Origin of the sequence: Phenylobacterium sp. (assembly GCF_036402295.1) — a bacterium.
In the GTDB taxonomy this organism is placed as follows: Bacteria; Pseudomonadota; Alphaproteobacteria; order Caulobacterales; family Caulobacteraceae; genus Phenylobacterium.
Genome location: NZ_DASWTE010000325.1, coordinates 1 through 7,564, shown reverse-complemented (window position 1 = coordinate 7,564; position 7,564 = coordinate 1). Strand labels below are relative to the sequence as shown.

General features: G+C 71.2%; 7 protein-coding genes. All 7 read right to left on the bottom strand.

Annotated features, from left to right (window positions below; genetic code table 11):
• On the bottom strand, window positions 1-359 hold a 359-nt coding region (locus VGD44_RS19535), incomplete at its 3' end, for an aminotransferase class III-fold pyridoxal phosphate-dependent enzyme (protein ID WP_331090049.1).
• 109 nt (window positions 360-468) lie between these two features.
• Window positions 469-1,548, bottom strand: a complete 1,080-nt coding sequence (locus VGD44_RS19530; protein ID WP_331090048.1) for a tartrate dehydrogenase — start codon at window positions 1,546-1,548, stop codon at window positions 469-471.
• A gap of 20 nt (window positions 1,549-1,568) precedes the next feature.
• The gene (locus VGD44_RS19525; protein ID WP_331090050.1) at window positions 1,569-3,050 is read right to left on the bottom strand and encodes an NAD-dependent succinate-semialdehyde dehydrogenase; all 1,482 of its coding nucleotides are present in this window, start codon (window positions 3,048-3,050) and stop codon (window positions 1,569-1,571) included.
• A 14-nt stretch (window positions 3,051-3,064) separates the two neighbouring features.
• Window positions 3,065-3,922: a GNAT family N-acetyltransferase gene (locus VGD44_RS19520; protein WP_331090047.1), complete on the bottom strand. Its 858-nt coding sequence runs from the start codon at window positions 3,920-3,922 to the stop codon at window positions 3,065-3,067.
• Window positions 3,923-4,219: 297 nt separating this feature from the next.
• A complete protein-coding gene (locus VGD44_RS19515) occupies window positions 4,220-6,034 on the bottom strand; it encodes an ABC transporter ATP-binding protein (RefSeq protein WP_331090046.1) in 1,815 nt (604 codons plus the stop codon).
• A complete protein-coding gene (locus VGD44_RS19510) occupies window positions 6,034-6,918 on the bottom strand; it encodes an ABC transporter permease (protein ID WP_331090045.1) in 885 nt (294 codons plus the stop codon). Before VGD44_RS19510 ends, VGD44_RS19515 begins: the two co-directional genes overlap by 1 nt.
• The coding region (locus tag VGD44_RS19505) for an ABC transporter permease (protein ID WP_331090044.1) at window positions 6,918-7,564 on the bottom strand (647 nt) is incomplete at its 5' end. The genes VGD44_RS19505 and VGD44_RS19510, both read right to left, overlap by 1 nt.

Sequence of the window (7,564 nt, the reverse complement as noted above, 5' to 3'; positions counted from 1 at the left end):
GTAAAGTAGACCCGCTCCAGCCCAGGCGGGGCCAGCTCGGCCAGCCGCTGCGCGAGCCGGATGGCGGGCTCGCTGCCGAAGTCGAAGTAGCCGGTCGCGTAGGGCAGCCGGCGCATCTGCTCGGCCGCGGCCTGCACGATGCTCTCCTGGCCATAGCCGACGTTCACGCACCAGAGACCGGCGAAGGCGTCCAGCAGCTCACGGCCATCGCCGTCGGTGAGCCACATTCCGCGCCCCGACTCGAGCACCGTCACGCCCCGCGCCTCGTGCGCGCGGTAGGCGCTGACCGGATGGATCAGGTGGTCGCGGTCCAGTTCCTGGAGCGATCGGTTGGACCTGATGGGGTTCGGCAGTGGCATTCACCCGTCTCCTCGCTGCCGCAAGGCTAGGCGAGGCGCGGCATGCGGATCGGCCGTCGTGCGACCGCGCGAGAGAACGTCGCGGCGTTTTTCCGGCGTCCGCGGCAGATTATGCTTCGAGGGCCTCGGCGATCGCCTTGCCGCAGGTGACCGTGTCGGCCGCCCCCTTGAGGTCGGCGGTCCGCAGCTTGGGCTCGGCCAGCACGGTCTCGATGGCGCGCATGATCGAGGCGGCGGCGCCCGGCTCGCCGAGGTGCTCCAGCATCATCGCCGCCGACCAGATCTGGCCCACCGGATTGGCGATTCCCCGGCCCGCGATGTCGGGCGCCGAGCCGTGCACCGGCTCGAACAGCGAGGGCGCGGTGCGCTCGGGATTGATGTTGCCGGAGGGCGCGACGCCGATGGTCCCCGTACAGGCGGGGCCCAGGTCCGAGAGGATGTCGCCAAACAGGTTGGAAGCCACCACGACGTCGAATCGGTCCGGGTTCAGCACGAACTGCGCGGTCAGGATGTCGATGTGGTACTTGTCCCACCGCACGTCCGGATAGCCCGCCGCCATCGCCTCCACGCGCTCGTCCCAGTAAGGCATGGTGATGGAGATGCCGTTGGACTTGGTGGCCGAGGTCAGGTGCTTCTCTGGCCGGCGGCTCGCCAGTTCGAAGGCGTAGCGGAGCACCCTGTCGACCCCGACCCGGGTCATCACCGTGTCCTGGATCACCACTTCGCGCTCGGTGCCCGGGAACATCCGGCCCCCGACCGAGGAGTACTCGCCCTCGGTGTTCTCGCGCACGATCCAGAAGTCGATGTCGCCGGGTTGGCGACCGGCCAGCGGGCTGGCGATGCCGGGCATCAGGCGCGCGGGACGCAGGTTCACGTACTGGTCGTACTCGCGCCGGAACTGCAGGAGCGAACCCCACAGGGAGACGTGGTCGGGCACGGTCTCGGGCCAGCCGACGGCGCCGAAGAAGATCGCATCGGGGCGGCCGATCCGGTCCTTCCAGTCGTCCGGCATCATCTGGCCGTGGCGGGCGTAGTAGTCGCACGAGGCGAACTCGTGCCATTGCTGCTCGACGCGGAAGCCGTGCAAGGCCGCGACCCGCTCCAGCACGCGGATCCCCTCCGGCGTGGTCTCCTTGCCGATCCCGTCGCCCGGGATCACGGCGATCCGGTAGACCCGTTCGTCCGACATGGCTTGTTTCCGCTCCGGCTTCAGTTCGAGAGTTTCAGGCCGCCGAAGTGGAAGGCCTTGGTCTCCAGATACTCCTCCAGGCCGGCGTGGCCACCCTCGCGGCCGAGGCCCGACTGCTTAACGCCGCCGAAGGGCGCCATCTCCATGGCGATGGAGCCGGTGTTGAGCGCCACCATACCGGCCTCCAGCCGCTCGCCGACCCGCCAGGCCCGATGCAGGTTCTCGGTGTAGAAGTAGCTGGCGAGGCCATAAGGCGTGGCGTTGGCGAGTTCGAGCGCCTCGACTTCGTCGCGGAACCGGAACAGCGGCGCCACCGGGCCGAACGTCTCCTCGCTGGCCAGCCGCATCTCAGCCGTCGCGCCGGTCAGCACCACCGGGGCCACGAAGCGGCGGGGGTCGAGGTTCGTCTCGGCCGTGGCCAGGACCTGGCCGCCGAGGTCAAGCGCGTCGGCGAGGTGCGCGCGCACCTTCTCCACGGCCGAACCGTTGATCAGAGGCCCGGTCGTGACACCGGCCGTAGCGCCAGGCCCAACCTTTAGGCCGGCCACCGCGCGGGCGAGGCGCTCGGCGAAGGCGTCATGGACGCCGTCCTGCACCAGGATGCGGTTGGCGCAGACGCAGGTCTGGCCAGCGTTGCGAAACTTGCTCGCCATGGCCGCGGACACGGCGAGGTCCAGATCGGCGTCGTCGAAGACGATCAGCGGCGCGTTGCCGCCCAGCTCCAGGCTCAGCCGTTTCAGGGTGTCGGCGCACTGCCGCATTAGGAGCGCACCGATGCGGGTGGAGCCGGTGAACGAGAGCTTGCGCACCACGGGGTTGGCGGTGAGCTCGTTCCCGATGGCCTCGGGCCGGCCGACCACCACGTTCAGGACGCCCGCTGGCAAACCGGCGCGTTCGGCGAGCTTGGCCAGCGCCAGGGCAGAGAACGGCGTGAGCTCCGAGGGCTTCACCACCACTGGGCATCCCGCTGCGAGCGCCGGCGCGCACTTGCGTGTGATCATCGCGGCCGGGAAGTTCCAGGGCGTGATCGCGGCCGAGACCCCCACCGGCTCCTTGGTCACCAGAATTCGGCGGTTGGCCTCGGGCGCCGGCACCGTGTAGCCCGCGATCCGGCGGCCCTCCTCGGCGAACCACTTGATGAAGGTGGCGGCGTAGCGGATCTCACCCTCGGCCTCGGCCAGGGGCTTGCCCTGCTCGGCGGTCATGATGCGCGCCAGGTCGGCGGCGTTCTCCAGCACCAGGGCGTGCCAACGCTCCAGGATGGCCGACCGCTCGCCGGCGGTGCGCGCCCGCCACGGGCCGAAGGCCGCTTCGGCCGCGGCGATCGCGGCGCGCGTCTCCTCGGCGCCGCAGTCTGGGATGTGGCCTATCACCGCCCCGGTCGCGGGGTCTTCGACCGCAAGGGTCGCGCCGGACGCCGCCTCGATCCAGCGGCCGTTCACGAGGGCGCGGGTCTCGAAGAGGCTCGGGTCGGCAAGCGTCGGCGCGGCGGGCGGGTTCATGATGGCGACGGAGCTCAACTGAAGGCCTGGCTGACGATGGCGTACGGCGCGACGCCGTCGCCGCGGGCGGGGGCCGGGCCCAGGACCATGGTGGTGACGCGGTCGACTTCCTTCAGGCCCATCTCTTCGAGCCAGGCCGAGAGACCGCTGTCCCCAGGCGTGTCCACGCGGATGAACATGCCGGCGTTGGAACCCAGCCAATGCGAGATCAGCGCCCGGGCCCCGTCGCGGTCCGGCGACACCACGGGACCCACCGCATAGCCGCGGCCGAAGCGGCGGAAGAGCGCGAAGCCGGCGGGCTCGCCGCCGCGGTCGAGGATCACGCCCTGTCCGCTCTCCAGCAAGGTCGAGATGAGCGCCTCCCGCTTGAGGCCCGTGGCGCGACGGTCGAGCTCGATGATCGCGGCGCCGTCGCTGGCGCCGAGCGGCCGCACCCTTTCGCCCTTGCGCAACCTTGCGACCGGGACGGAAAAGGCCGCGCCCTGGTGCTGGTGGATCGTGCCAACCGGCTCGAAGCCGAGCTTGCGGTAGAGCGGCGCGCCGGCCTCGGTCGAGTTGAGGAGCACCGTGCGGCCGCTCAACCGCGCCAGGACCGCGTCCATCAGCTTGCGGCCCACGCCGCCGCCGCGGCTCGCCCGCGAGACGATGACCATCCCCAGCGTCGCGGCGTCCGCCCCGTAGGGCCAGCCCATGGTGGTGCCCACGATCTGGCCGTCCAGCTCGGCGACCACGCCGAAGCCGACGCTCAGCATCAGCTCCCAGTCCTCGAGACGGTGCGGCCACTGCGCCTCGCTCGACAGCGCATGGGCCGCGACAAGGTCAGCCGGCGTCATGTCCCTGAGCCGCAGGTCGGCCACCGCCGAAGTCTCCATCGCAATCCACTCCTCGCCGCGCACGCCAGTCCTGCGCAGCGCAGTCAGGTCCGTTCGAAATCGGGCCGGCTCCGAAACAGGAGCCCGGCATCCGAGCTTCCGCCAGCATAGAGCGCCTGCGCTGGCATTCGCTGCCGGGTTGCGGGGCAAATCGGTGACTTATCGCGCTTCACCCAGTTGGACGGGCTGGAAATGCCGCGCGCAATCCCGGGTCTTGGGGCGCCCTGGCCGCGCGCAACCATGGGCGGATCCGACCCAGGCCGGCATGATCTGCCGTCCCGTCCCGCCTCGCGGGCGCTATCTGGAGCGCACGCGCGCGCCCGAGGGCAGCCGTCCATCGGTCGACCGCGTGGGCAGGCCCTCTTCGCCGCGATGGCACAGGATCTCGGAACCCGCCAACCGGACGCGCGGCGGCGGCAGGCGATCGCAGACGCCTTCGATGCGCACCGGACAGCGGTCCAGAAAGCCGCACAGGCCGGGCGCCGCGGCCGCCGTCGGCTTCCGCGCCTCGCGCACCGCCGTTTCCTCCAGCCAGCCGCGCCGCATCTCGGGCACGGAGCCAACCAGGAGATCCGTGTAGGGATGGAACGGCGGAGCGCTGAAGGCCTCACGGCCTCCCGCCTGCACCTTCCGGCCGGCGTACAGCACGACGACCTCGTCGCAGATCGCCCGCACGGTCGAGATGTCGTGGCTGATGAACATGAACGACACGCCGAGCTGGCGGCGCAGCTCGGCCATCAGGTCGAGGATCGCGGCGGCCACCACGGTGTCCAGGGCGGAAGTCACCTCGTCGCAGAGGATCAGGTCGGGTTCGGCGGCCAGGGCCCGGGCGAGGTTGATGCGCTGCTTCTGCCCGCCTGACAGCTCGCCCGCGCGGCGGGTGGCCAGGGCCGCCGGCAGGCGGATCAGGTCGAGCAGTTCGGCGACCCGCCGCTCTCCGGCCGCGCCCTTCAGCCCGTGGTACAGCTCGAGGGGGCGACCCAGGATGCGCTCGACGGTGTGCGCGGGGTTCAGCGCCGTGTCGGCGTTCTGGAAGACGATCTGCACGCGGCGCAACTGCTCCCGCGATCGCTGGGACAGCGCCGGCGGCAGGGCGGCGCCGTCCAGCAGCACGGTCCCTGCGGACGGCGGCAACAGGCCCGCGACCACGCGCGCCAGCGTCGACTTGCCCGAGCCCGACTCGCCGATCACGCCTAGCGTGGCGCCGCGGGCGATGCTGAGGCTCACGTCCTGCAGCACGGGAACCCGGCCGTAGGCGGCGGTGACGCCCCGCACCTCGAGCAGCGGCGCGGGCGCGGCCTCGGCCTCGCTGGCGGCGGTCCGCACCTGCGGCCGGGCGGCGGCCATCAGCGTCTGGGTGTAGTCGTCCTGCGGCGCGTGGAGCACCTGATCGGTCAGGCCCGTCTCACGCACTTCGCCGTGGCGTAGCACCACGATGCTGTCCGCCATCTGGGCCACGACGGCGAGGTCGTGGGAGACGTAGACCGCTGTCGCTCCGCGCTCGGCCACGACCTTCTTGAACACCCGCAGGGCTTCGATCTGGGTGGTGACGTCCAGCGCCGTGGTGGGCTCGTCCAGGATCACGAGGGCGGGGTCGGTGATCAGCGCCATGGCCGCCATCAACCGCTGCAGCTGGCCGCCGGAGACCTGGTGCGGATAGCGGCGGCCGATGGTGTCGGGATCGGGCAGCGCCAGGGCGCGGAACAGCTCCACGGCCTTGGCCTCGGCGTTCGCGCGGCTCAGCAGGCCGTGGATCGTCGCGGGCTCCGTCACCTGGTCCATGATCGTCCGGGACGGATTGAACGACGCGGCGGCGCTCTGGGCGACGTAGGCGACGGTGGCGCCGCGATAGGCGCCGAGCTGGGCGGCGTCGAGCGCCAGGACGTCCGTCCCCGCCACCTCGATCGACCCCTCGGCGATCCGGCAGCCCCCACGGGCGTAGCCCATCAAGGCGAGCGCGATAGTCGTCTTGCCCGAGCCCGACTCGCCGATCAGCGCCAGGACCTCGCCCTTCGGGATCGAGAAGCTGACGTTGCGCACGATGGTCACCGGCCGGCCGTCGTCGCCCGGCGCCGTGACCTTCAGCCCGCTCACCCGCACCTGGTCCGCCATCACGGCTCTCCCTGCACGCGCCGGGCGCGGCCCGGCAGGGCGTCGATCAGCAGATTGACCCCGATGGTCAGGCTGGCGATGGCCAGCGCCGGCATCAGCACCGCCAGGGCGCCGTCGCCGAGGCCCGAGGTGTTCTCGCGCACCAGCGAGCCCAGGTCGGCGTTCGGCGGCTGCACCCCCAGGCCCAGGAAGCTGAGGCCCGACAGCAGCAGCACGACGAAGACGAAGCGCAGGCCGAAGTCGGCGAGCATCGGGTTGATCATGTTGGGCAGGACCTCGACCCGCGCCAGGTAGAAGCGCCCCTCGCCACGCGCCCGGGCGGCCTGGACGTAGTCCATCTCGTTGAGGTTCACCGCCAGCGACCGGCCGATGCGGTAGGCCCCGGGCACGTAGGTCACTGCCGCGATCAGCAGCAGCAGCGGGATCGACGAGCCGAAGGCGGCCACCATCACCAGCGCCAGCACCTTGCTGGGGATCGAGATCATGGCGTCCATCAGGCGGCTCAGTCCCTCGTCCACCCATCGTCCGCTGACCGCAGCCGTGAGCGCGAGCGCCGTGCCGGTCGTGCTGGCCAGCACCGCCGCCGCCAGCGCCAACCCCACCGTGTACCGCGCACCCGACAACACCCGGCTCAGCACGTCGCGGCCCAGGTAGTCGCTGCCCAGCGGATGGGCGGCGCTGAACCCCTCGAACACGTCCGGCGCGATGATGGCCCCCACCTCGTACGGCGCGAGGAACGGCCCGAAGACGGCGGCGGCGACCCAGAACACCACGAGCGCCAGGCCGACGCGGCCGGACAGCGGCAACGACGTCCAGAACCGCGTGGCGCGGACGGCGGCCGAGGGCCGGGCGGCTGGAGCGGTGGGAGCGACGGCGTCGGTCATCAGCGTCTCAGCCGTGGGTTCGCGAGAATGGCGCAGACGTCGGCGATCAGGACGAGCAGCAGGTAGGCGCTGCAGAAGACCATGGCGCAGGCCTGCAGCAGCGGCATGTCGCGGCTGGTGACGGCGTCGACCATCAGGCTGGCGACGCCCGGATAGTTGAAGATGGTCTCCACGATAATCGCCCCGCCCAGCAGGTAGGACAGGCTCAGCGCCACCGCATTGACGATCGGGCCGATGGCGTTGGGCAGCGCATGCGTCAGCGCCACGCGGATCGGGCCCACGCCCTTCAGCACGGCCATCTCGACGTAGGGCTGGCTCAGCTGGTCGATCACCGCCGCCCGCGTCATCCGCGCCATCTGGGCGACGATCACGAAGCACAGCGTCATCACCGGCAGTGCGTAGGCGCGCAGCATCTCGCCCAGCGTCGCCTCCTCCGGGACGAGGGTGAGCGAGGGCAGCCAGCGCAGCTTCACCGCGAAGATCAGCACGGCGATGGTGGCCACCAGGAATTCGGGCACCGCCACCATCGACAGGGTCGCCACGTTCAGGCCGCGGTCCAGCAGCGAACCGCGGTACATGGCCGACAGGATGCCGATGGTCAGCGCCAGCGGCACCGACACCGCCGCGGTGAGACCGGCCAGCAGCA